The sequence below is a fragment of the Flavobacteriaceae bacterium HL-DH10 genome, from assembly GCA_031826515.1.
Lineage (GTDB): Bacteria > Bacteroidota > Bacteroidia > Flavobacteriales > Flavobacteriaceae > Thalassobellus > Thalassobellus suaedae.
Window position 1 is genome coordinate 2,987,062 of record CP134536.1, and the last position, 24,174, is coordinate 3,011,235.

Genomic DNA, 24,174 nt, shown 5'->3' on the forward strand with positions numbered 1-24,174 from the left:
TTAAATTGATTTATGTGATTGATAAATCAAAAGTAAAACAAACTTTACATATAGACAAGTATAGTTAACTTAAAGTAATGAAAATCTAACTATTAGTATTCTAATTTAATAATGTCTCGAACGTCGTCTAGAAGTTTTATGAGTTTTCTACTAAACTCGAAAGTCATAATATCACTCTCCGTTTTTCCATCTCTTATAAGTTGATTAAAGTGAATGGTTTCGTAATTATATCCAATAGTGTTATAACCGAAATCTTTTATCTCTTCTTTACCATCAATAAGTATCGAAACAGTTGTTGGCATATGAAACATGGTATTAATTTTTATAATTCCTTTTTCACAATAAAAAATAGCTTCGGTTGGTAATACTTCTAAAAGAGAACTTTTTAAATGTGCTTTTACATCGTGATCATAATTAAAAGTCATATTACAAGATGAATCTGCTCCGTTTTCAAAAAATGTAGCACTAGCTTCAATGTTTTTAGGTAGGCCAAGTGTAGAAAGTGTTGCGAAAATAGGGTAGATGCCAATATCTAAAAGGCTGCCACCACCAAGATTTTTATCAAAAAGTCTGGTGTTTGTATCGTACAGACGTTGAAAACCAAAATCAGCTTCAACTTTTAATAGGTTTCCGTAAGTTTTATTTTCTAATACTTTTAATACAAATTGATAATGTGGTAAAAAGTAAGTCCAAAGCGCTTCCATTAAAAGCACATTTTTTTCTTTGGCTTTGGTAATCATCTCTTCAACTTCTTCGGCATCCATAGCAAAAGGTTTTTCACCTAAAACAGCAATTCCGTTTTCTAGACACAAAAGCGCATTTTCTTTATGTAAAGTGTGAGGCGTTGCAATATAAACCGCATCAATATTAGGGTCGTTTGCTAAAGCTTCATAGCTATCATAAGCTTTGGTTGCACTATATTCTTTAGCAAAATCATCTGCTTTTTCTTGATTTCTAGAAGCAACAGCATATAATTCGGCATCTTTAATAGTTAACAAATCGGTAGCAAATTGATTGGCTATTCTTCCTAAGCCAATAATGCCCCATTTTATTTTTTTAAGTGGTGATTCTTGTGTCATTATTTTTATTAATTAGTTGTAATAAACATGCTATGGTAATAACAATGGCGCAACCAACAAAGTTTAACCATAGAAAAGGGAGGTTAATATATTCGTATAAATCTAAAAGGTAGAGTCCAATTACAATGCCCTGAGTTATTAATGCACCAATAAAAACAGCATTTCCTTTTACAAATTTAAAGAAGAAAGCTAACAAAAAGATGCCTAGAACATTGCCATAAAATATAGAACCAATAATATTTACGAGTTGAATTAAATTTTCGGCTAGATTGGCAATACAAGCGACTCCAATGGCAATAATACCCCAAGCAAATGTGAACCATTTAGATGCTTTTACCATTTGTTCTTCCGTTTTTTCGCTGGTATTACGTTTGTATAAATCAATTGTAGTTGTAGAGCCTAAAGCATTTAATTCGCTCGCTGTGCTAGACATAGCAGCACTTAAAATAACGGCTAATAGTAAACCAATGAGCCCGCGAGGTAAGTTGTTTATTATAAAGTGAATAAAGACATAATCTTTGTCGTTGCTTTCAATTTTAATACCTTCACTTTTAGACGCTTTATCAATTAAATCTCTTGCTTCAATTCTTAATTCATCATTCGCTTTATTAGCTATTGCAATATATTTTGAAGCTTGAGGGTTATCAGAATTTATGAAGGCTTCAATGATTTTCTGTTTGTCATTAAAAATGTCTTTTTGTTCTTTCTGAAGGATTTTATAATCATTAGCAAATTCAGAATTTAGAACAACCTCGGTAGCTGTTGGATTAAAATTAACGGGAGCTTCGTTAAATTGATAAAACACAAAAACCATAACGCCTACTAGTAAAATAAAGAATTGCATAGGCACTTTTAGTAAGCCGTTAAAAATTAAACCGAGTTGCATTTCTTTAACCGATTTACCTGACAGGTAACGCTGTACCTGACTTTGGTCGGTTCCGAAATAAGATAGCATTAAAAAGGTTCCTCCAATTATACCACTCCAAAATGTATAGCGGTTATCTAAATTGAAAGAGAAATCTAAAACTTCCATTTTACCACTAGCTCCTGCAATATCTAATGCTTTACTAAATGTTATATCCTGAGGAAGTTTATCGACTATTAAAAAAAAGGCGACTAGCATCCCAATAAAGATAACAACCATTTGATGTTTTTGAGTGACATTTACAGCACGCGTGCCACCAGAAACCGTATAAATAATAACTAAAAGTCCGATAACGATATTTAGAGTCAGTAAATCCCAGCCTAAAACAACCGATAAAATAATAGCAGGAGCAAAAATGGTGATTCCAGCTGCTAAACCGCGTTGAATTAAAAATAGAATAGCAGCTAAGGTTCGGGTTTTTAAATCGAAACGGTTTTCTAGAAATTCATAAGCGGTATATACTTTTAATCGGTGATATAGCGGGATAAAAACCACGCAAATGACTATCATGGCAATGGGTAAACCAAAATAGAATTGTACAAAGCCCATTCCTGAATGAAAGGCTTGACCAGGTGTAGAAAGAAAGGTTATAGCACTGGCTTGTGTTGCCATTACAGAAAGCCCTATAGTCCACCATTTGGACGTGTTACCACCTTTTAAATAATCTTGTACATTTTTGCTGCCTCTAGTTTGATATGTGCCATAAGTAACTATAGCTATTAACGTTATACCAAGTACTGTCCAATCAATCCAACTTATAGTTTGCATGGTGTTAAAAGGATTTTGTTATGATGTAGAACGCTATAAAATAGATGGCATTGGCAATTAAAACAATAGAGTAAAGTTTTAACCAAGGTTGTTTTGTTTCTTTTTCTTCAGACATTTTAATCGTTTAATTTGGCTTCTAGTTTTAAATCTTCTTTCCCTATGGAAAGCATATTTGCAAACAAGCGGTAGGCACCAGATACTCCACCAGGAAATTCTCTAAAAAAGCTTAATCCTGTGTATATGTAATAGCCTTTGCCATGTTTTGCAACCAATAAACTGCCGTCTTTTGGTGTTTCTCCTTTATCATGCATGGATAGAATAGGTATAAATTCGTTAGACCATTCATTTGGGAAATACAAACCACGTTCTTGCGTCCAACCTTCAAAATCATGTTGAGTAATTTTGTTTGGGTGGTTTAAAATAGGATGTTCTGGATTTAGAAATGTGACTTCGGCATTTTCATCGGTAACACGATCTCGAGATACTTTTAAATCATAGGGTGCTAATTGCTCTGTTTTTAGTCCGCGATTGGTATTATATTGTACAATCATATTACCACCTTGAGCAACAAAATCAAAAAGAAGTTCTTGTTTAAATTTTAAATCTTCAACAATGTTATAAGCGCGAATTCCAATAACTATAGCATCAAATCTGCTTAATGTTTCAGCATTTATTTCTTCTGGTTTTAATACACGTACATGGTAACCAATTTGTTTTAAGCTTTCTGGAACCACATCGCCAGCACCTTGTATATAAGCAATATTTTCGCCTTTCTTTTTTATGTCTAATCGAACCACTTTGCTTTCACTTGGTAATAAAACGGTTTGAAATGGAATGTGCTCATAATTAATTTCTATAAGTTCTTTGGTAAAATCTTTGTCATTGATGTGAACAATGGGACTTATATTGCCTTCACTCTGATTTTTAGGAGGAATGACTGTAAATATAAAGGTTTGCTCTTCGCCTTTATTCGCAATGCTAACCTTTTGTTTTTCGGGATATATGTTCCAGCCATTTGGGTGACAAATTTCAATATAACCTTCTAAATTATTATGTCCAGCCTTTACAATAACTTCAATGTCTTTTTGTTTTTCGTTTTCAAAAATGATAACTTTTTCAGAGATTTTAGCCGAAGCTTCTGGAATGATTTCAAACGGACGGTATAATTCACCTTTATCTGGTTTTGAATAACGCTGAATGATATTTTTTGTAAAAGTAATTGGTGTGTTGTCTATTAAAAGGTTGAAATCAACATGAAAAGCTCTAGGAGTTTCAGGTAAGCCTATTAAGTTAGAATCATCTACTTGATACATGCCTAACGTTCCTTTTTTTGTTAACCAATATGGTGAAGTAGGTTGCGGCGCTTTATCAATTTGTAATTGTTCCTTGAAAGTATATTTTGTGTTTTCGTTTAGAGTTATGTTTTTTGAAATTTTCAACTCACTACCATTTTCGATACTTTCTAGGCGGATAGGATAATTACTTCTATTTAAAACTTCAATATTTATGTTGACTGTTTCGTTTTGTGTAGCCCAATTATTTTCAGCAGAAGCTTCTAAATACAAGCCTGCACACATTTCTATAATGGATTTTAACTCTTTTGTTTTTTGAATTCTCCAATAATCATCTTCAATATTTTGAAGTAATTTGTATGCCTCTATTAACTGTGGAATATGTACTGATGGGTTTGTGAAATTAAAATTTTCTTCCACTTTATATAAAATACCACCAATAGTTTTGCCTCCTTTTACGCGATTCCACGAGGTGTCAATACCTGCGAATACATCTTCATTATTAGTTAACGGATCTCCTTTTAAAAATTCGACATATTCATTTTGAGTACCACGTTGAGATAAACGTCCGAAGCCTTGACTTAAATGTTGACTACTGGCAATAGACGCCACTTCATTATTAGACAATCCTTTTAGGGCATAATATGTGCCTATATCAAAATGTATCATTTTGCTTTTATCGGCGGCATCAAATTTTTCTTGACTACCATAAAACCAATAACTTGTGTTAAAGAATAATCGTTTTGGTTGCCAGATACTTGTTTGTTTGAGTTGAGTTGGATAGGCTGTTTTTTTGTTGGCAAGATCAAAAGCTTCAAAACTTAACATGGCAGAACTGGTATGGTGTCCATGTGTAGTCCCTGGACTTCTATGATCGAATCGATTGATAATAATATCGGGTTTAAAACGTCTGATAGCTAAAACAACATCGCTTAAAACCGCATCTTTATTCCAAATAGCAAGCGTTTCATCTGGGTGTTTTGAGTAACCAAAATCGTTAGCTCTTGTAAACATTTGTTCGCCACCATCAATACGTCTTGCGGCGAGAAGTTCTTGAGTTCTAATAACACCTAATAGTTCTCTAATCTCTGGACCAATAAGGTTTTGTCCGCCATCACCACGTGTTAATGCTAAATACCCTGTTCTGGCTTTTACATGATTAGACATGTATGCAATAAGTCGAGTATTTTCATCATCTGGATGTGCTGCTATATACAATACAGAACCTAAAAAGTTGAGTTTTTGTATAGATTCGTATATTTGAGAAGATGAAGGTGTTTTTGGTTTTTGAGCTTGTAAAAGCGAAAAGGAAAGTAATGTTATAATAAAAGAAAATATAACTTTTTTCATATTTATATCTAATGTTTTTTGTTGGTTACATGTATTATTCATTTAATGATTACCTAGGGTGTCAAGATATGGATGTTCCATGAACAGTTAGTTTGTTAGACTCAAATATAACAAACTAAAATAGTGAAGTCGGTACTTTTAATGTTTCTTTAACTTTAATCGAAAAGAATTTTTCCTAGTCTTTGCTTGGTTTTTCCGTTGAGATTGTTATTCCAGTGAAACCAGTAAGTTCATGAATATATTATTTTAAAATTTAAATAATTGAATAATACGGGAATCTAAAATACAGAATTTTGGTTTTTGAATTTTTTAAGTCAAAATGAAATCACCGAAATGTCTCTATGGCTCTGTTTTTAGGATAATTGGTTTCAAGAAAGTCTTTATTTTTATAGCCATTTTTTGCGTTTAAAGTAAATGATCATACCAATAAAAATAGCAACCATGACTCCCCAAAGGATGAAATATGAATATTTATAGTGAAGCTCTGGAATGTACTCGAAATTCATACCGTAAATACCTGCTATAAATGTTAGAGGAATAAATATAGAAGCCATTATGGTAAGTACTTTCATAACTTCATTCATTTTATTGCTAATGGTTGTCATGTACATATCCATTAAACTCCAAATCATTTCTCGATAGATATCAATGTTTTCCGAAACTTGAACTAAGTGGTCGTAAATATCTCTGTAATAGGTTTTTGTTTTCTTTTGAATAAGTGGGCCTTCATATTTTTCAATGCGACTTATAACTTCACGAAGCGGAAAAATAGCACGTCGTACTCTAAGAATTTCCTTTTTTAAATCGCGAATATCTTTGTTAATTGTGTTATCTGTATTTCCTAAAAAAATATCGGATTCAAAATCTTCAATTTTATCACCCAAAGTTTCAATAACGCTAAAGTAATGGTCTATAATTGCATCCATTAAAGTGTAAAGGAGATAATCAGACTTCATACTTCTTATTCTACCTTTGGCATGTCGTATTCGGTCTCTTAAAACATCAAAAACGTCACCTTCTGCTTCTTGAAAAGATAATACATAGTTTTTTCCTAAAACAAAGCTTACTTGTTCTGATATGATCTTCTCGTCTTTATCATAGTAGAGCATTTTTAAGACTACAAATAGATAATCATCATACTCATCAATTTTTGGACGTTGTGAGATGTTTACAATATCTTCTAATACTAAAGGATGAATTTCAAAATGAGTACCTAATTTTTCAATATCATTTACATGACTTAAACCATTTAAATTAATCCAAGTAACAGAATCGGAATACTTATAATCAAATGTTTCTTCAATAGTTTCAAGCTCTTTTTCTGTAGACTGATCTTTATTATAATCAATAGCTTCAATAAATATTTTAGAGCTAGACTTTTCTCCGGTATAAATAATACTACCTGGAACTTGACCTATTTTTTTTTGATAATTTTTGCTTCTAGTCTTTGCCATGATATAACTATATGTAATGTTTAAATAGCATCACTACCATCGTCAATAGCGTCCTTTTCTATTAAAGTTACCGCTTTTTGTAACATTAAATTGTTTGGGTATGTTACTAAGTCGCCGTTTTCAAGACGTAAATGTAATTGGAAAGCTCTTATATCTTCAATAATCGCTGTAATAGGAAAATCTTTATCATGTATTTCTATTTTATCTCCTACTTTATAAGGGAAGTTAAAAAACATAATAATACCCGATGTAATATTGCTTAAAATGGACCAAATGGCAAATAAGGCAATACCAATTATCGCAAAAACCGAAGAAAAAATGACTGTAAGATCTGCTAATTTGGCGCCTAGATTGTAGGATTCAATAAGTAATGCAATTAAAAAAAGGGTAACTGTTATGTATCTGCGAATAAGCCTTATTCTAGCATCATTTATACCATTTCTTCTAGCTACTTTAGTAATAGTGAAATGGATTATAAATCTTATAATAAGTAATGAAATTAAAATGATTCCGCTCCAAAGTAATTCACTTTGGTATTTATCAAAAAAACCAATAAAGTTCATAAAGTATTATATTTTTAATTAATACAAAGATACATTCAAAAAAAATAGTAGATTAATTTATTTGAAGTGTATCTCTTAAAATGACATCTTTATTATCGTGTTTTTTCCAATAAGCAGTTTTTATTGTTTTTATGTGGGTCGCTTTTGTTGTCATTATTTTTGCTCTGTCTCCAAAACCACTTTTATAAGTCTCTTCCCAACCTAGAATATTATAAGGAAAACTAGTGTTAAAGTTTATACTAATTGTTCTGTTTAACTCTTGATAAGATATACTGTAAGTGTTATTTTTTAAATTAGCAACTGCTTTATATGCTTTTATAGGAATATGTCGTAATCTGGTATATTCAAAAGAGGGGACGATTTTTAAATCGCCTGTAGGTAGAGATTTTGGATCGATACGTAATTGCGTCCATAACTCATTTTCTAAAATAGTTTTGTTTATTTTAAAACTGGTATCACCTTCATTTTCAAAATATGAATGCGACATGATTTCAAACTGCTCTTTGTTATTAAGTTGCGTGTAAACATGTCCACACCATTCTTGAATTGAACTAGAGACTTTTATTGCATGTTTATTGTTTGAAACAGGATAAAATGTACTTTGCATGATGGAGTATGGATACATACCCGTATTAAATTTTTTAACGGCATTTAGTTTTAATACAGCTATGTTATTTGTATTGTTTTTATCTGCTTTTACCTGTTTCTTTGGTAGGAAATCTTCGGTTACATAAATTAAAATTGCTTTTCCGTTACGTATTTCTCCATAGCGTGCTTGTTCTAGCTTGTACGATGTGATTTCGGCATTATTAGCATACCAATAATCTTTAAATTCTTTAGAGATTTTCTTGTTATTAAAATCTTGACTTGCAACAAAATTGGAGTCTACATTTTCGTTTAAATTTTTTGAAATGCTTTCTTTTTTACACGATGTAGTTGTTATTAATACGCCTATGGCTAGCCAAAAAAGTAATTTAACTTTAGTAATCTTTTTCATTGTAATGGCTTTTGTTATAAAGTTACTGACTTAAGAAGTATTTGCAATGTCATTTAACGTTTTGTAAACAAGATGAATAGGTAGTCCCATGACATTAAAATAAGAGCCTTCTAATTTTGTAACTCCAATTTGTCCAATCCAATCTTGAATGCCATAAGCACCAGCTTTGTCGTAAGGTTTTGCGGTTTTTATATAGAATAAAATTTCTTCGTCGGTTAAACTTTTAAACGCTACTTTAGTAATAGCGTGCAGTGTTTTTTCGTACGTTTTTGTAGTGAAACAAACCGAAGTAATAACCTCATGAGTTTCATTACTTAGCGATTTTAAAATACTAAACGCTTCGTTTTCATCTCTTGGTTTTCCTAATGCTTTGTTATTGTGCCAAACTATGGTGTCGCTAGTAATGAGTATATCGTTTTTTTGTAATTCATCTTTAAAAGGCAACGCTTTTAGTTGAGCTAAATAATTACTAATTTCAAAATGGGTTAAACGTTTTGGGTATTCTTCTTTAATAGGTTTTAAGCGAATTTCATAATCAAGACCTAAGTTTTTAAAAAACTCTTGACGTCTAGGAGATCCCGAAGCTAAAATGATGTGATAGTCTTTAAGTTTTTCGCTTAACATATTTAAAATAAGATATACTTGTATAAAAGTAAAGAAAGCATTCCGAAAACCATAACTATTTTTAGTATACTACTAATATGATGGTATTCTTTTTTTGTTTTTGCATTAAAAGATTTAATACTAATATAAAGTAATGGTCCAATAATGAAAAGCAAAAAATATCCAACAGCTATTTCGTTTTTATAAAGAGAATTTATAACATAAAAGGTTATAGAAAGTAAAGGAATAAGAGATAATACGAATAATACGTTTGTAGCTCGTGTTCTTCCTATAGCGATTGGCAGAGTATTCATACCTGCTTTATAATCACCATCAATATCTTCTAAGTCTTTAGCAATTTCTCTCAATAAATTAATCATGAAAGCAAATACGGCATAATCGAATATTATTTTGAAAAAGGTTAGTTGAGTTTGTTGATTTTGAAGGGTTATAGCTGGAAGTAATTCGAAAATACCAACAATTAAAATACTTAATGCAACTATAATAGAAATAATAATATTTCCTATTAGCAATGTTTGTTTTAAATAACTAGCATACACATATAGTAAAGCTGAAATAATGACAAATAAAGAGAAGAACGCATTTTTATCTACTTTATTAGATAAGTAAAACCCAATACCAACGCCAATAACATTAAAAATAATGAATAGGGTATAAGCCGTTTTTTCTGAAATAGTTTTGCCAACAATAAGCTTTTCAGGCTTGTTTACAAAATCGGTTTCAACATCATAAATATCATTAATAATATTTCCTGCAGCCGCAATAAAAATGGTGGCTAGTATTAAAAGAAAAATGCCTAAAGCATTAAGAGTTGTGCTTACACCAAAAGGTTCTAAAAGTGCATATTTTATTAATGATTGCACTAAGGCAATCATTAATAAGTTTTTCCAACGGATAAGGTTTAAAATGCTATGCATTTAGTTAAAAATGAATAGTTAATAAATTAGCCACGAATTCACGAATAATCATTTTTAATTCCTGTTAACTGAGACTGAATACTAAAACTTAATCGTACTTCGCGTTAAAATTACCATGCCATTTCCCTTGTACTTTAAGGACTTGTTCAATAACATCGCGAGCGGCACCTTTGCCTCCTTTTTTATGAGAAATATATTTTGAAATATTCTTGATTTCAGGAACGGCATCTTGCGGACAACAAGGTAAGCCAATACCTTTCATTACAGGGTAATCTGGAATGTCGTCACCCATATAAAGGACGTTTTCAGATTTTATATCGTTAGCGGTAAGGTATTCATCTAGCTGTTCAATTTTATTATGGGCACCTAAATATATATCAGTAATGCCTAATCCTTTTAATCTTAAACGAACCCCTTCATTAGATCCTCCAGAAATAATACATATGTTAAATCCAGAATCAATTGCTGTTTTTAATGCATAACCGTCTTTAATACTCATTTTACGTAACAAATCCCCATTAGTTAAAACAGTAACCGAACCATCAGTTAGCACACCGTCTACATCAAAAATAAATGTAGTAATATGATTTAAATATTCTTTATAACTTTTTTCTTCCATGAGTGTGTTGTATAGAGGTTGTAAGTAATTCGTAAATGTCTTTATGGTGTTGTTCTTTTAAAAGCTTCAAGTGTTTTTTGATGGTTTTTTTATCATTACGCTTCGCAGGACCTGTTTGTGCTTTAAAAGGCGATAAGTCTTGAACTTTTTTAGCAGTTTCTAAAATAAGCGGTTTTAACATATCAAATTCGGCACCTTCACTTTCTGTTATTTCGTGTCCGATTCTATATAATTGATTCGTGAAGTTATTTACAAAAACAGCGGCTAAATGCAATATTTTACGTTGGTCTCCATTAACTCTTTTTTTGGACTTCCAATAGCAACAGCTAGGTTTTTTATAGTAGCATAACATTCTTTATTGATGGTTTCAAGGCATATAGGCACATTTTTAAAATCCATTTCGGCGTCTTTGCTAAATGTTTGCAGTGGATAAAATACACCACGTTTGTGTTTTTTGTCAATATCATAAACACTAACGCTTCCAGACGTGTGTACAACTAGTCTGTTTTCAAAAGGGATTTGAGAAGAAAGTTCAGCTATCGCATCATCGCTTACCGCTAGAATGTATATATCTGCATCTTTTAGTGTCGACAAATCATCTGTTATATCAACCTTGTTTTTATAAGCTTCAATAGATTTTAAGTTTCTATTAAACCATTGGTTTACAATTATATTATCTGCTTTATTAAAAGCTTTAAACAAATGTGTTGCCACATTTCCTGCGCCAAGAATTACTACTGAAATCATAACGCTAAAATAAGTAAGTATTACATGATATAAAAGCCTTATAGTTTATCTTTGTTAACTATGACAAAAAAAGATATTAGCACAAGAGAAGATATATTTTTACTCGTATCTTCTTTTTATAAAAAGGTTAGAAAGGATCCTGTTTTAGGACCGTTTTTTAATGACGCTATAAAAGATTGGGACGAGCATTTACATAAGCTAACTACCTTTTGGGAATCCAGTCTTTTTATGACTCGAAAATTAGAGCATAAGTACAAAGGGAATCCATTAGAAGTTCATGCGAAAGTTGATAAGGACAACAATAATTCTATAACCGAACTTCATTTTGGCTTATGGTTAAATCTTTGGTTCCAAACTATAGATGAGCTTTTTGAAGGTGATTATGCCGAAAATGCAAAACGACGTGCCAGAAAAATGGGAACCTTTTTTTATTTAAAAATTTTTGAAGCGCGAGGTGAGTAGTCTTCACTTCTTAGTCATTAGTTCTTAGTATGAAGTATTCATTCCCTTTACTTTGGTCTTCCAGTTTGTGTCTTTGGTTTTTTTTAAGCACTTTAACACTTTTGAATAAACTTAAATCATTAAATTTGCATCTCCTTAAAAAGGGCTTATATTATGCAAGATAAACTCTCCAAAATTCTTTTTTCAACACGACTTACCGCTATTTTATTTCTTGCCTTTGCAGCTGCTATGGCAACAGGTACATTTTTAGACGCTGGACAAGCAACATCACCTACGCCATACACTAGAAATTTAATATATAATGCTTGGTGGTTTGAAGCTATTATGGTGTTTTTTGTGATTAATTTCTGTGGAAATATTTTTAGATACCGTTTATATAAAAAAGAAAAGTGGTCAACATTACTATTGCATTTAGCTTTCATCTTCATTTTAATAGGTGCATTTATTACAAGATATGCCAGTTTTGAAGGTATGATGGCGATACGGGAAGGCGCAACTGAAAACACTTTTTTATCTCAAAAAACATATATAACAACTTATATAGATGGAGATTATGAAATTGATGGTGTCCCTCAGCGGTTACCTATTCAACGAGAAGTTGATTTTTCTGGACGTTTAGAAAACCATTTTAAAATTGAAACGAAATATAATCAGCAGCCAATAACTATAGAACTTGAAAAGTTCATAGTAGGAGCTGAAGAAGATATTATACCCAATGAAAGCGGAGAGCAATATTTAAAGTTAGTGGAAGCAGGAGGTAACGGACCTCATAATCACTTTTTAAAAGTAGGGCAGGTAAGTAGTATTCATAATGTTTTAATAGCATTAAATAAACCAACCGATGGTGCTATAAATATTACTTATAAAAATGATAATTTAACTATTCAATCGCCATTTGAAGGAGAATATATGACTATGGCTACTATGGCGCAAGGAAAATTGGTTAAAGACAGTTTGCAGCCTTTAATATTACGTTCGCGTTACGTGATTGGTAATATGCAAATGGTGTTTCCAAAACCTGTTGTAAAAGGGGTGTTTGATATTGTACAAAAATCAAGAATTTTAAAGAATGATAGCGATGGTTTAGTATTAAAAGTAACTACAAATGGAGAAACAAAGCGTGTCGGTTTATTGGGAGGCAAAGGCATGAATAATGCTTTTAAACAAATTAAAGTCGGTGGATTAGATTTTGCTTTTAAATACGGATCTAAAGTTCTAGAATTGCCGTTTTCAATAAAATTGAATGATTTTGAAGCGGAACGTTACCCTGGAACAGAAAAAGGTTACTCGTCATATTCTAGTAAAGTTACAGTTATCGATGATAAAACAGATGATTTTGATTATAAGATATTTATGAATAATATTTTAGATCATGGTGGTTATCGCTTTTTTCAATCGAGTTTCGATCCTGATGAAAAAGGAACTGTGCTCTCTGTTAATCACGATTATTGGGGCTCTTTATTGACTTATATTGGCTATTTTATGCTATACTTTGGACTAATGGCTATTCTGTTTTCAAAGCATTCTCGTTTTGGCGATTTAAAAAAGCAATTAGAAAAAGTTAAAGCTAAAAAAGCAAAACTACTTACTGTTATTGTATTGTGTTTTGGATTAAATGTATTTTCTCAAGGACATTCTGAAAATGATGGTCACGATCATTCTAGACCAACAAAAACTCAAATGGATTCAGTCCTAAAAGCGAATATAACACCAAAAGCGCATGCCGATGAATTTGGACATTTAGTTATTCAAGATCTTAGCGGACGTATGATGCCTGTAGATACTTATGCGTCTGAAATGCTTCGTAAATTAAGTAAACAGGAATCTTATGAAGAGTTTGATGCTAACCAAGTGTTTTTGTCTATTCAAGAAAGTCCGCAACTTTGGTACAACATACCTATCATATATTTAAAACCTAAAAAAGCCGATTCGATACGTAAGCTTATTGGGGTTGAAAAAACTGTAAAGTATGCTACTCTTGCAGACTTTTTTACGGATAGAGGGGCGTATAAATTAGCGCCTTATTTAGATGAAGCATATAAAGCTCAGGTGCCTAGTGGTTTTCAAAAAGAATTTAAAGAAGCAGATCAACGTGTTAATTTATTATATAATGCTGTTGAAGGCATGTCTTTAAAAATATTTCCAATTCCAGATGATGATAATAATAAATGGATTTCTGCTTACGATTATAAGTTTGGTAATCATAAAATAGAAGATTCTCTGTATGGAAATTTTATCAAAAACGGATTTAAAGCCTACTTGTATACGCTTAATAACGCTAAACAAACAGGTGATTTTTCCGAAGCATCAAAACTTTTGGCTGCTTTCAAAAAAACACAACATCAATTGGGAAGTAGCGTCATGCTAAGCGACGATAAAATAAACACTGAAATCCTATATAACAGGTATGATATTTTTAAGAAGTTGTTCAGTTGGTATATGTATGCAGGTACTTTATTATTTGTGTTATTAATTGTTCAAATATTTAAAGATAAGAGTAAAATATTAGATACTTCTGTAACAGTTTTTAAGTTTATTATTTTAGGTTTATTTGTTTTGCATACGGCGGGTTTAATTGCACGTTGGTACATATCTGGTCACGCACCTTGGAGTGATGCTTATGAGTCTATGATTTATGTAGCCTGGGCAACCATGTTCTTTGGTTTGGCTTTTGGAAGAAAGAGCGATTTAACACTTGCTTCTACCGCATTTGTAACTTCTATGATTTTAATGATAGCCCATTGGAATTGGATGGATCCAGCAATTGCTAACCTTCAACCAGTTTTAAATAGTTATTGGCTCATGATTCATGTCGCAGTTATTGTTGCTAGTTACGGACCTTTTACCTTAGGGATGATTTTAGGTGTGGTGTCTTTATTTTTAATGATTTTTACTACTGAAAAGAACAAAACTAAAATGTCATTAAATATAAATGAACTTACTATAATTAATGAAATGGCTTTAACAGTTGGTCTAGTCATGCTTACCATTGGAAACTTTTTAGGTGGTATGTGGGCTAACGAAAGTTGGGGACGCTATTGGGGTTGGGATCCAAAAGAAACTTGGGCACTTATTAGTATTATGATTTATGCCTTTGTAATACATATGCGATTGGTTCCTGGGCTTCGTGGGCGTTGGGGTTTCAATTTAGCTTCAATTATAGCTTATGCTAGTATTTTAATGACGTATTTTGGGGTGAATTTCTATCTAGCTGGACTTCACAGTTATGCCAGTGGCGATCAAATTGTAAGTGTTAAATTTATAATAATTGCTTGCGTAATTGTTGCAATACTTGGTGGATTCGCCTATCGAGGTTATGCGAAACATTATAAAAAGTAATCTTTTGTTTCCTTTTTATAACAGGCTCAGGCTTTATTAATAAAAATAGGCTAGTTTTTCAAATCTATAAAATACAACTGAATTTTTAAAGTTTAGGTATGAAACTATTCAAAGAATTTAAAGAGTTTGCTGTAAAAGGTAATATGATGGATATGGCCATTGGTATTATTATTGGCGCAGCATTTAATAAAGTAATTGATGTATTAGTAAAGAAAATATTTTTACCACCATTATCTTTATTAACAGGAGGTGTTAATTTTCAAAATAGACGTATTATATTAAAAGAAGCGGTAACTGATGCTGCAGGAACTCTTATTACAGATGAAGTAGCTATAGGTTATGGGGCTTTAGGAGAAGTGTTATTAGATTTTCTTATTATAGGTTTTACAGTATTTATTATTGTTAAATTTATGAATAGATTAAGAAATAAAGCTCAAGATACAAAAGACGAAACCGTTGCAACGCCAAAAGATATTGAGTTACTTTCTCATCTTACCGAATTAATGGAAGAACAAAATGCTTTACTAAAAGCTAAACAATAATTATGGCAAAAACAGGACGCGATAAAAATACCAAAAACAAAGCAAAGCATTCTAAGTTAATGGCTCAGAAAAAGAACAAGAAAAAAGCTGAGGAAGTTTTAAGAAAAGAGCGTTTAAAAGCTATTATTAATAAAGCTAAGGAAGAAAAATAAAGGGAGTAGCTAATTTTTTAAGAGAACTTGTAATGTTTATGTTTAAGTTTCGACGAAGTTTAAATATGATTAAATCATAATATTATGAGAGTATTCTATTTGTTTTTTCTAGTTTTAATTTCTTTTCAATCGTGTTCAACATCAAGTAATGATGATATGATTGTAAAAGAAGAGAAGGAAATGGAAATGAAAGAGGAGATGCAAATGGAAGAAGATATGTCTAATTCAAATTTGTTATCTGGCGATTTTATTTCTGGTGCACATACAACTTCAGGCAAAGCTTCTGTAAACGAAGATAATACCACTTTATCATTTTTAAATTTTAAGACAGATGAAGGTCCTTTATTAGAAATATATTTAGCTACAGATACTTCTGCTAAAGAATATATAACATTAGGTGTTATAAAAGGAGTTAATGGTAATTACGAATATGATTTACCTGAAAACATTGATTTAGTAAAGTATAATCATGTACTTGTTTGGTGTGTTACTTTTTCTGTTAATTTTGGGCATGCTGTGTTAAAGTAACGTTTTTATTTTATTATAATAAACCTCTTTAAAATCACCAATTTTTAAATTAGCATTTGTGTAATCTTGATTTTTAGAGTGTTCACTATCAAATCCGACGCAAAATATATTAGCAGCGTTAGCAGCAGCTATTCCGTTAGTAGAATCTTCAATAACAATACACTCTTCTGTATTAAAACCAGAGGCTTCGGCAGCTTTAATAAAAATTTCAGGATGTGGTTTTGATGCTTTTAAATCGGCGCCACTTAATTTTGCTTTAAAATATTTATTTAAATCAAAACGATTAAAAATACGGTCAATACTTGGCATAGATGCAGATGATGCTAAAACTAAAGTTAAATCATTAGCGTGATAATCTTTTATTAAATTTAAAACACCATCAATTAAATCGAATGTTTTATCATTTTCAAAAATGTATTCATAATGTTTACGTTTAATAGCAACTAAAGTTTCGGGTGTTTCTTTAAGTTTAAAAGTGTCTTTAACATACTTGCACACATTTAATGTAGATTGTCCAGTACAAGATTCGTAAAGGGCATCAGACACCTTAATATTTACTTCTTCAAACATTTTGTGGTAGGCCTTATGGTGTAAAGTCTCACTATTAATAATAACCCCATCCATGTCAAAAATAACTGCTTTTAGCATCTTTAATTTTTTTTTGCGAAGATAAAGAATCAAAATTATTTCCTAGATTCATTTTGTAGTTTGTAATGATTAATTTTGTATCATTATTGCAGAACATTAGTTATACTTAAAGTTAAATATAAAATCATCAAAACAAATCCAACCTTCCACAAAAGAAATAAGCATAAATCAGGATATGATTTGGATGTTTTATGTGAAAAATATCCAGATTTATTACCCTTTGTATTTAAAAATAAATACGAAACGAAAACTATAGATTTCGCAAATCCAAAAGCGGTAAAAGCTTTAAATACAGCTTTGTTGTTTAAGTATTATGATATTAAATTTTGGGAATTCTCAGATAGTAATTTATGTCCGCCAATTCCTGGGCGCGTAGATTATATACATCATCTTTCAGATTTGATTCGTAAATCTGAAATTAAAGAAGATATAACAATTTTAGATGTTGGCGTAGGAGCAACCTGTATATATCCTATTTTAGGACATGCTGAATATGATTGGCATTTTGTAGGCACCGATATTGATGAAAATTCATTACAGTTTACTCAGAAAATCATAAACGAGAATGAGTTGGAAGCTGCTATATCATTGCGACACCAAAAAGATACATCTCAAATTTTTAAAGGGATTTTAAATAAAAATGACAAGTTTGCAGCGTCTATTTGTAATCCGCCATTCTACAAATCGGAAGTAGAAGCATTAGAAGCAACTACTAGAAAATTAAAAGGATTGAATAGGGAAGTGGATGCTACTGTTAGAAATTTTTCTGGCACACATCATGAACTTTGGTATAATGGAGGTGAAAAAGCATTTCTTCATAATTATTTGTATGAGAGTTCTTTGTTTAAAGAACAGTGTCATTGGTTTACAACACTAGTTTCAAAAAAAGACTTGGTAAAAGGGATGTATTCGTCTTTGAAGAAATTAGGAGCTACCGATATTAAAACCTTAAATATGGGGCAGGGTAATAAAATTTCACGAATTGTAGCTTGGACTTTTTTAGAAAAATAAGTATCTAAAAACTAGGTCTTTGTTTTCTTTATATGATTTGTTTTTATATAGTACCCAATTTCTATTCTGTGTAAATTTAGACCATTTATTTTTCGGTTTACATATCCCATTTGTAGATTGTTAGATTTAGAAATATTGATGCCTAATGCACTGTAAAACCTGTTTTCGGTTGTAAATCCCTTGTTTAAAGTTGTGAAAAACTCATTGTTTAGTCGAATAAATAAATATTTGTCTAATTTGATGCTTGTACCTAAGCGGTAACGTAATCGATGGTTTGTTTTGTTTGTTACAGGCGTGTTAAGAAACCGTTGTTCTACTCTAAACCGATGATCTATTGGTAATTTGGAAATGGTATGTTTATAAGTAATTTGTTCAAATATTCTATTTTCAAAAGTATGGTTAGAATTTGTATTAAAAGCACTATCAATATCAAGATATCCATACGAAACATTTACAATTAATTTTGGTGAGATATAATAATTTAATCCAGAACTTAAAAATATTAAATTAAAATTATCACCTACTTCGTAAAGCCATAATTGAGAGCAGGTGTGAATACTGATTTTTTCAGATATTTTATGAGTTCCTGAATATGTAAACCAAGAGCCTAATTTTTTTTCTGGGTTAGATTGACAAAACCCAAGTGCTATATTAAGGCAAAATACAAATATAATGAGTAAACGTTTCATTCTTAAAATCTTGATGTTTGGGATATAAGAAATTAAAGCACCATATTTTAATGATGCTTTGTTAAATTAGTAATAATGTAAAAGGAGCTCTTTAAGAGCTCCTTTTACGGTCAATAAGAACCTATTAAAAATGTTCGTGTAAGTGATGATGTTCATCAATTAGTGGGCCACCTTCAATAATTTGTTCAGATGCTTGTTGAGCAAATTTCTCAAAGTTTAAGTGGAATGAGTGTGCTAATTGAATAGCTTTTCCAACATAAGCACCTTTTTGTAACCAAGTATTCATTGGATCTAACATTTCTGTTGGAACACCAGGACAATATTTAGGCATGAATAAACCGAAAATAAAGTTTTGTTCATATTCTACATTATCAAGCTCGCCATTAAGAATAGCCGTAATCATAGCTCTTGTGTGTTTTAATTTTATACGAGATCCTACACCGTAAGGTCCTGCACTCCATCCTGTGTTAATTAACCATACATTAACCCCAGCTTCTGTCATTTTTTTACTTAACATTTCGCCATAAGCAGTTGGGTGTAATGGCATAAATGGTTCTCCAAAACAAGCAGAGAATGATGGTACTGGTTCTGTAATTCCAGCTTCTGTACCTGCAACTTTTGCTGTATAACCAGAAATAAAGTGGTAAGCAGCTTGACCAGGTGTTAATTTAGATACTGGAGGTAACACACCAAATGCATCACAAGTTAAAAAGAATATGTTCTTTGGATTATTTGCATAAAGTGTTTCTTGAATGTTATCAATATGATGAATCGGGTAGCTTACACGTGTGTTCTGTGTAATACTTCCATCCATATAATCTGGTTCTCCATCTTCTTGAAATACTATGTTTTCAAGTATTGCTCCTGGTTTAACAGCTCTAAAAATATCTGGTTCTTTTTCTTCACTAAGGTCAATTACTTTTGCATAACATCCACCTTCAAAGTTAAAGATTGTATTATCAGCGGTCCAACCATGTTCGTCATCACCAATTAATTTACGTTCTGGATCTGCAGATAACGTTGTTTTTCCTGTACCTGATAATCCGAAGAAAATAGCAGTATCCCCTTTTTTGCCAACATTTGCAGAACAGTGCATTGGTAATACGTTTTTCTCTGTTGGTAAAATCAAGTTTAATGCAGAGAAAATACCTTTTTTCATTTCACCTGTATATGCAGATCCACCAATTAAAGCAATCTTTTGTGTAAAGTCAAGTATTGAGAAATTGCCTTGACGGATACCATACTCTTTTGGTTCTGGACAAACGTATCCTGGAGCACAAAGAATTAACCAATCTTCTTCAAAATTTTCTAATTCTTTTTGACTTGGTCTTAAAAACATGTTATAAACAAACATGTTAGACCAAGGTAATTCTGTTACGGTTCTAATATTTGTTCTATATTCTGGATCTGCACATACATATCCGTCTCTAGCATATATTTCTTTTCCAGATAAATATTTAATAATTTCATTTTTTAAAGCATTGAAATTTTCTGTAGATATAGGTTTGTTAGTTTTTCCCCACCAAACTTTATCAGCAGTATATTCATCTTTTACAAGAAAACGGTCTTGAGGAGAACGTCCTGTGAATTTTCCTGTGTTAATAGCTAGCGTTCCGTTTGGTGTTTCTTTACCCATTCCTTTTTCAACTGTAATTTCTTGAAGTTCTTCAGGTGATAAATTCCAGTTTACTGTAACATCTTTTAATCCATACTTTTCTAAGTTTGTATGATTCTGCATGATTGTTGCTTCTTTCATTTTATTAAATTTTAGATTCCTATACGTGTTTTAAAGTGCCTTATTACAGGTGCTTATATTTATATCTTTCTTTATTACATAGTAAAATTACATCGCATAACGCCTAATAATTATGACTAATGTCATACTTTTGAGAGATGTGATATTTTTCAATTATTGTTATATTTAATATCATAAAGATGAAAATAATATTAGCGAATACGTTTTCGTAATATTGGTTTTTAAGGGATTAAAGTTTTTTGTTATAATTAATGTTTAATTACTTTGTTGAATCTTATGTAAAAATTAAAAAATATTCAAAAAAAGAAGCGATCTGTTAAATGATACAAGAATATTTTATCTTTTATTTACAATAAAAAGATAAAACGGGATATTTGTAATTAAAAATATAATTGACCAATGGATGTGATTGTATAAATATTGCATTTTTTGAAATGAGTATTTTTAGCTAAGATTAAAATAAATTAAAATAAATGAAATTAGATATACTTGCCATAGGAGCACACCCAGATGATGTTGAATTAGGATGTGGTGCTACTTTAGCTAAAGAGATTGCTTCTGGCAAAAAAGTTGGAATTATAGATTTAACTCGAGGCGAGTTAGGTACACGCGGAACTGCAGAGACAAGAGATGAAGAAGCTCTTGAAGCTGCAAAAGCATTAGGAGTAACTCTAAGAGATAATATGAGATTTGCTGATGGGTTTTTCTTAAATGATAAACAACATCAATTAGCCATTATTAAAATGATACGAAAGTATCAGCCAGAAATAGTAATTTGTAATGCTATAGACGACAGGCATATTGATCATGAAAAAGGAAGTAAACTAGTAAGTGATGCTTGTTTTTTAAGCGGATTGATTAAAATTGAAACGAAAGATACTAATGGAGAGTTGCAAAGTGCTTGGCGCCCTAAACACGTTTACCATTATGTGCAATGGAAAAACTTAGAACCAGATTTTGTAGTTGATGTTACTGGGTTTATGGATAAAAAGATGGCATCTGTATTAGCTTATAAAACACAGTTTTATGATAAAAACAGTAATGAACCAGAAACACCTATATCTAGTAAGAACTTTACAGACAGTATTATGTACAGAGCAAAAGATTTAGGCAGACTTATTGGAGTTGAATATGCAGAAGGTTATAATGTAGAGCGCTATGTGGCGGTTGATAGTTTGTTCGATTTAAAGTAGTTAGGATTATTGTGAAATTTATTTTTAGTTTCTAGATAAAATATTAAAAAAAGTCTTTGTAGATAAGAGTGAAATAAATTACATTTGCACACGCATTACAAAATGTGTTACACGGTGGTTGTAGCTCAGTTGGTTAGAGCATTGGTTTGTGGTACCAAGGGTCGCCGGTTCGAATCCGGTCTTCCACCCAAAAAGTAAAAGCCTTTCAAGAAATTGAAAGGCTTTTTTTGTTACTGTTATTTATGATTTAATCAATTTTTATACGCTCTTCACGATTAGCTAATTCCCAAGCTGTATAGAAAATTAAACGTGCGCGAGTTTTTAAAAACTCGTAGTTAATTTTGTCTGGTGTATCTGTTGGTTTATGGTAATCGTCATGAGTCCCATTAAAATAAAAAATGACTGGAATATTATTTTTAGCAAAATTATAATGATCAGATCTGTAATAAAAACGATTAGGGTCGTCATCATCATTATAGGTATAGTCAAACTCTAAATTAAAGTACTTTTTATTTACTGCTTCAGAAATGTCATGTAGCTCTTGGCTTAATTTATCTGATCCTATTAGATATAAGTAATTAGCTTTTCCTTCATGTTTTTGGTCTTCACGACCAATCATATCTATGTTTAAATCGACAACAGTATTTTTTAAAGGAAAAACGGGATCTATAGTAGTATAATAACGCGACCCTAAAAGCCCTTTTTCTTCTCCTGTAAAATGTAAAAATAAAATAGTTCGTTTAGGTCCATGTCCATCTCTTTTAGCGGCTTTAAAAGCTTTTGCTATTTGCATAATAGCTACAGTACCAGATCCATCATCATCAGCGCCATTGTTAATATCTCCATTGCCTGATATACCAATATGATCTAAATGTGCTGATAAAACAATGATCTCATTTGGCTTTTCAGAACCTTTTATATAGGCTAATACATTTTCTGAAGCCTTAGCTTTTCCTGAAAAAAAGGCTTCTGGAATTTCTTGAAAATAATCACCATCTGCAATTGGTGATGAGATGTTATGTGAAATATAGAAATCTTTTATAAAGTTTATGCCTTTTTTTTGTCCAGGTTCACCTGTTTCTCTGCCTTCAAATTCATCAGAAGCATAGGTGTAAAGCATGTCTTTTAGTTCGCTAGCGCTAATTTTATTAGCATAAGCTGTAATGTCTGGAGTATCTTTTGATTGTTTTTTGTTTTGTGAATTACCACATGATGTAATGAAAAGTGAAACAAAAAAAAGTAATAAAATTTTTTTCATCTGTTCGTATTATTAATTAAGGTCAGATGTAATTCGCTAATAAGCTTATAAGTTGATTACAATTTAATTTTTATTGGCGTATTTCATAGGTTTTAGAAATGCGATATTACAAAAAGGAATATAAATATGAATAGTATTTCAGGCTATTTTAACAGTTCATTGTTTTTATCAACCGACAAACTATGTTCTTGATTAGCTATTTGCCATATAGTTGCAAAAATGAATTTGGTGCGTTTTTCTAATAATTCGTATTCTATTTTATCTGGTGTGTCACTTGGACGGTGATAATCTTTATGCTCTCCATTAAAATAGAATATAACTGGAATACCATGCATTGCAAAGTTATAATGGTCTGATCGGGTATAGTAACTGTTTTTTTCTCCTTCAACATTATATCTATAATCTAAATCAATGTTGAAATAAGCGTTATTAATTTTTTCTGAAACATAATGCAATTCTTTACTTAATCTATCAGAGCCAATTAGATAGATGTAGTTTTTATTGTTTTCATGAATTTCATCAACTCGTCCTATCATATCAATATTTAAATTTGTTATGGTATTCTCTAAAGGGAATACGGGATTTTTTGTATAATATTCAGAGCCTTTTTTACCAATTTCTTCTCCTGTAAGGTGTAAAAATAAAATACTTCGTTTAGGACCATAGCCTTCGTTTTTTGCTAATTGAAAAGCTTGAGCCATTTCCATAAGAGCTACTGTTCCTGAGCCATCATCGTCTGCTCCATAATTTATTTGTCCGTCTTCATTTATTCCAAGGTGATCTAAATGAGCAGAAATGATAATAATCTCTTCTGGTTTTTTAGAACCTTTAATAAATGCTAAAACATTTTCAGAGGCATTATATTTTTCATAAAAAAAACTTTTAGGTATGGTTTGGTAATAATTATCTCCTCCAAAAGGAGATTCTATACCTTCGCTTATATAATAGTTTTTTATAAATTCAGCAGCTTTTTTTTGACCTTCTGTTCCTACTTCTCGTCCTTTAAATTTATCAGATGCGTAGGTGTATAAGTGAGTGCTTAATTCTTCCGAATTAATTGTGTATGCATATTTAAAAACAAGGGTACTATCAACTAATTCAACATTATTTTTAATGTTTTGAATTTTAGTCGTGTACTTTTGTGTTGCGCAAGTACCTATTAAAGTAAAGATTGAGAGAATAAAAAAGGTTTTCATGTTATAATAGTCTTTTAAGACATGAGTTCGTAATAGCTTAATTTACTAATTACAAATATATAACA

23 protein-coding genes and 1 tRNA gene are annotated in these 24,174 nt (G+C 31.1%); 8 read left to right on the plus strand and 16 right to left on the minus strand.

All coding sequences use genetic code 11. From position 1 onward, the window contains the following. Positions 1–92 precede the first annotated feature (92 nt). The 11 genes from RHP49_12805 to RHP49_12855 form a co-directional block, all read right to left on the minus strand. Positions 93–1,079 carry a Gfo/Idh/MocA family oxidoreductase gene (locus tag RHP49_12805; protein WNH11776.1) on the minus strand — a complete coding sequence of 329 codons (987 nt, stop codon included), beginning with the start codon at positions 1,077–1,079 and terminating at the stop codon, positions 93–95. After that, a complete protein-coding gene (locus RHP49_12810; GenBank protein WNH11777.1) occupies positions 1,057–2,772 on the minus strand; it encodes a sodium:solute symporter in 1,716 nt (571 codons plus the stop codon). The genes RHP49_12805 and RHP49_12810 overlap by 23 nt, the downstream gene beginning before the upstream one ends. Before the next feature lie 116 nt (positions 2,773–2,888). Continuing rightward, positions 2,889–5,414, minus strand: a complete 2,526-nt coding sequence (locus RHP49_12815; GenBank protein WNH11778.1) for a PIG-L family deacetylase — start codon at positions 5,412–5,414, stop codon at positions 2,889–2,891. Positions 5,415–5,800: 386 nt separating this feature from the next. Beyond that, positions 5,801–6,868, minus strand: coding sequence for a magnesium/cobalt transporter CorA (gene corA / locus RHP49_12820; GenBank protein ID WNH11779.1), 1,068 nt, complete (start codon positions 6,866–6,868; stop codon positions 5,801–5,803). A gap of 20 nt (positions 6,869–6,888) precedes the next feature. Further along, complete coding sequence (locus tag RHP49_12825; GenBank protein ID WNH11780.1) at positions 6,889–7,431, minus strand: mechanosensitive ion channel; 543 nt, start codon at positions 7,429–7,431, stop codon at positions 6,889–6,891. Positions 7,432–7,483: 52 nt separating this feature from the next. Then, positions 7,484–8,428: a septum formation inhibitor Maf gene (locus tag RHP49_12830; protein WNH11781.1), complete on the minus strand. Its 945-nt coding sequence runs from the start codon at positions 8,426–8,428 to the stop codon at positions 7,484–7,486. 30 nt (positions 8,429–8,458) lie between these two features. Further along, entirely contained in the window at positions 8,459–9,052 is a 594-nt protein-coding gene (locus tag RHP49_12835) for a Maf family nucleotide pyrophosphatase (protein WNH11782.1), read from the minus strand. A 2-nt stretch (positions 9,053–9,054) separates the two neighbouring features. Beyond that, entirely contained in the window at positions 9,055–9,969 is a 915-nt protein-coding gene (locus RHP49_12840; protein WNH11783.1) for a geranylgeranylglycerol-phosphate geranylgeranyltransferase, read from the minus strand. Between the two features lie 88 nt (positions 9,970–10,057). Continuing rightward, positions 10,058–10,588, minus strand: a complete 531-nt coding sequence (locus tag RHP49_12845) for an HAD hydrolase family protein (GenBank protein WNH11784.1) — start codon at positions 10,586–10,588, stop codon at positions 10,058–10,060. Continuing rightward, entirely contained in the window at positions 10,569–10,862 is a 294-nt protein-coding gene (locus tag RHP49_12850) for a DUF2520 domain-containing protein (GenBank protein WNH11785.1), read from the minus strand. The genes RHP49_12845 and RHP49_12850 overlap by 20 nt, the downstream gene beginning before the upstream one ends. Then, a complete protein-coding gene (locus RHP49_12855) occupies positions 10,853–11,335 on the minus strand; it encodes an NAD(P)-binding domain-containing protein (protein WNH11786.1) in 483 nt (160 codons plus the stop codon). Before RHP49_12855 ends, RHP49_12850 begins: the two co-directional genes overlap by 10 nt. Before the next feature lie 60 nt (positions 11,336–11,395). Here RHP49_12855 and RHP49_12860 point away from each other — a divergent pair, with 60 nt between their 5' ends. From RHP49_12860 to RHP49_12880, 5 genes are all read left to right on the plus strand, one after another. Continuing rightward, positions 11,396–11,797: a group III truncated hemoglobin gene (locus RHP49_12860; GenBank protein WNH11787.1), complete on the plus strand. Its 402-nt coding sequence runs from the start codon at positions 11,396–11,398 to the stop codon at positions 11,795–11,797. A gap of 153 nt (positions 11,798–11,950) precedes the next feature. Continuing rightward, entirely contained in the window at positions 11,951–15,136 is a 3,186-nt protein-coding gene (gene ccsA, locus RHP49_12865) for a cytochrome c biogenesis protein CcsA (protein WNH11788.1), read from the plus strand. A gap of 98 nt (positions 15,137–15,234) precedes the next feature. After that, positions 15,235–15,678, plus strand: a complete 444-nt coding sequence (gene mscL, locus RHP49_12870) for a large conductance mechanosensitive channel protein MscL (GenBank protein WNH11789.1) — start codon at positions 15,235–15,237, stop codon at positions 15,676–15,678. Positions 15,679–15,680: 2 nt separating this feature from the next. After that, a complete protein-coding gene (locus tag RHP49_12875; protein WNH11790.1) occupies positions 15,681–15,830 on the plus strand; it encodes a hypothetical protein in 150 nt (49 codons plus the stop codon). 84 nt (positions 15,831–15,914) lie between these two features. Continuing rightward, a complete protein-coding gene (locus tag RHP49_12880; GenBank protein ID WNH11791.1) occupies positions 15,915–16,358 on the plus strand; it encodes a DM13 domain-containing protein in 444 nt (147 codons plus the stop codon). On the opposite strand, the gene RHP49_12885 is transcribed toward RHP49_12880, so the two are convergent. After that, complete coding sequence (locus RHP49_12885; protein ID WNH11792.1) at positions 16,350–17,006, minus strand: HAD family phosphatase; 657 nt, start codon at positions 17,004–17,006, stop codon at positions 16,350–16,352. The genes RHP49_12880 and RHP49_12885 overlap by 9 nt on opposite strands. Before the next feature lie 75 nt (positions 17,007–17,081). Here RHP49_12885 and rlmF point away from each other — a divergent pair, with 75 nt between their 5' ends. Beyond that, on the plus strand, positions 17,082–18,017 hold the full coding sequence (rlmF, locus tag RHP49_12890) for a 23S rRNA (adenine(1618)-N(6))-methyltransferase RlmF (protein WNH11793.1): 936 nt from the start codon (positions 17,082–17,084) through the stop codon (positions 18,015–18,017). A gap of 11 nt (positions 18,018–18,028) precedes the next feature. Here the strand turns inward: rlmF and RHP49_12895 are convergent, their stop codons facing one another. Both RHP49_12895 and pckA read right to left on the minus strand, forming a co-directional pair. Beyond that, positions 18,029–18,706 carry a DUF2490 domain-containing protein gene (locus RHP49_12895; protein WNH11794.1) on the minus strand — a complete coding sequence of 226 codons (678 nt, stop codon included), beginning with the start codon at positions 18,704–18,706 and terminating at the stop codon, positions 18,029–18,031. A gap of 124 nt (positions 18,707–18,830) precedes the next feature. Further along, complete coding sequence (pckA, locus tag RHP49_12900) at positions 18,831–20,462, minus strand: phosphoenolpyruvate carboxykinase (ATP) (GenBank protein WNH11795.1); 1,632 nt, start codon at positions 20,460–20,462, stop codon at positions 18,831–18,833. 473 nt (positions 20,463–20,935) lie between these two features. On the opposite strand from pckA, the gene bshB1 reads away from it, so the two are divergent. Both bshB1 and RHP49_12910 read left to right on the plus strand, forming a co-directional pair. Beyond that, complete coding sequence (bshB1, locus tag RHP49_12905) at positions 20,936–21,655, plus strand: bacillithiol biosynthesis deacetylase BshB1 (GenBank protein ID WNH11796.1); 720 nt, start codon at positions 20,936–20,938, stop codon at positions 21,653–21,655. 113 nt (positions 21,656–21,768) lie between these two features. Then, positions 21,769–21,844 (plus strand) — tRNA-His (locus RHP49_12910). Between the two features lie 58 nt (positions 21,845–21,902). Here RHP49_12910 and RHP49_12915 read toward each other — a convergent pair. Both RHP49_12915 and RHP49_12920 read right to left on the minus strand, forming a co-directional pair. Next, complete coding sequence (locus RHP49_12915) at positions 21,903–22,913, minus strand: M28 family metallopeptidase (protein WNH11797.1); 1,011 nt, start codon at positions 22,911–22,913, stop codon at positions 21,903–21,905. Positions 22,914–23,056: 143 nt separating this feature from the next. Next, a complete protein-coding gene (locus RHP49_12920; GenBank protein ID WNH11798.1) occupies positions 23,057–24,109 on the minus strand; it encodes a M28 family peptidase in 1,053 nt (350 codons plus the stop codon). Positions 24,110–24,174: the final 65 nt, after the last annotated feature.

Bases quoted from the DNA above. Each gene is read 5' to 3' on its own strand.
- RHP49_12810 (WNH11777.1), bottom strand. From the start codon at position 2,772: ATGCAAACTATAAGTTGGATTGATTGGACAGTACTTGGTATAACGTTA.
- RHP49_12815 (WNH11778.1), bottom strand. From the start codon at position 5,414: ATGAAAAAAGTTATATTTTCTTTTATTATAACATTACTTTCCTTTTCG.
- corA (WNH11779.1), bottom strand. From the start codon at position 6,868: ATGGCAAAGACTAGAAGCAAAAATTATCAAAAAAAAATAGGTCAAGTT.
- RHP49_12895 (WNH11794.1), bottom strand. From the start codon at position 18,706: ATGAAACGTTTACTCATTATATTTGTATTTTGCCTTAATATAGCACTT.
- RHP49_12835 (WNH11782.1), bottom strand. From the start codon at position 9,052: ATGTTAAGCGAAAAACTTAAAGACTATCACATCATTTTAGCTTCGGGA.
- RHP49_12855 (WNH11786.1), bottom strand. From the start codon at position 11,335: ATGATTTCAGTAGTAATTCTTGGCGCAGGAAATGTGGCAACACATTTG.
- RHP49_12875 (WNH11790.1), top strand. From the start codon at position 15,681: ATGGCAAAAACAGGACGCGATAAAAATACCAAAAACAAAGCAAAGCAT.
- mscL (WNH11789.1), top strand. From the start codon at position 15,235: ATGAAACTATTCAAAGAATTTAAAGAGTTTGCTGTAAAAGGTAATATG.
- RHP49_12825 (WNH11780.1), bottom strand. From the start codon at position 7,431: ATGAACTTTATTGGTTTTTTTGATAAATACCAAAGTGAATTACTTTGG.
- RHP49_12860 (WNH11787.1), top strand. From the start codon at position 11,396: ATGACAAAAAAAGATATTAGCACAAGAGAAGATATATTTTTACTCGTA.
- RHP49_12915 (WNH11797.1), bottom strand. From the start codon at position 22,913: ATGAAAAAAATTTTATTACTTTTTTTTGTTTCACTTTTCATTACATCA.
- RHP49_12845 (WNH11784.1), bottom strand. From the start codon at position 10,588: ATGGAAGAAAAAAGTTATAAAGAATATTTAAATCATATTACTACATTT.
- ccsA (WNH11788.1), top strand. From the start codon at position 11,951: ATGCAAGATAAACTCTCCAAAATTCTTTTTTCAACACGACTTACCGCT.
- RHP49_12830 (WNH11781.1), bottom strand. From the start codon at position 8,428: ATGAAAAAGATTACTAAAGTTAAATTACTTTTTTGGCTAGCCATAGGC.
- RHP49_12840 (WNH11783.1), bottom strand. From the start codon at position 9,969: ATGCATAGCATTTTAAACCTTATCCGTTGGAAAAACTTATTAATGATT.
- bshB1 (WNH11796.1), top strand. From the start codon at position 20,936: ATGAAATTAGATATACTTGCCATAGGAGCACACCCAGATGATGTTGAA.
- RHP49_12880 (WNH11791.1), top strand. From the start codon at position 15,915: ATGAGAGTATTCTATTTGTTTTTTCTAGTTTTAATTTCTTTTCAATCG.
- pckA (WNH11795.1), bottom strand. From the start codon at position 20,462: ATGAAAGAAGCAACAATCATGCAGAATCATACAAACTTAGAAAAGTAT.
- RHP49_12885 (WNH11792.1), bottom strand. From the start codon at position 17,006: ATGCTAAAAGCAGTTATTTTTGACATGGATGGGGTTATTATTAATAGT.
- RHP49_12920 (WNH11798.1), bottom strand. From the start codon at position 24,109: ATGAAAACCTTTTTTATTCTCTCAATCTTTACTTTAATAGGTACTTGC.
- RHP49_12805 (WNH11776.1), bottom strand. From the start codon at position 1,079: ATGACACAAGAATCACCACTTAAAAAAATAAAATGGGGCATTATTGGC.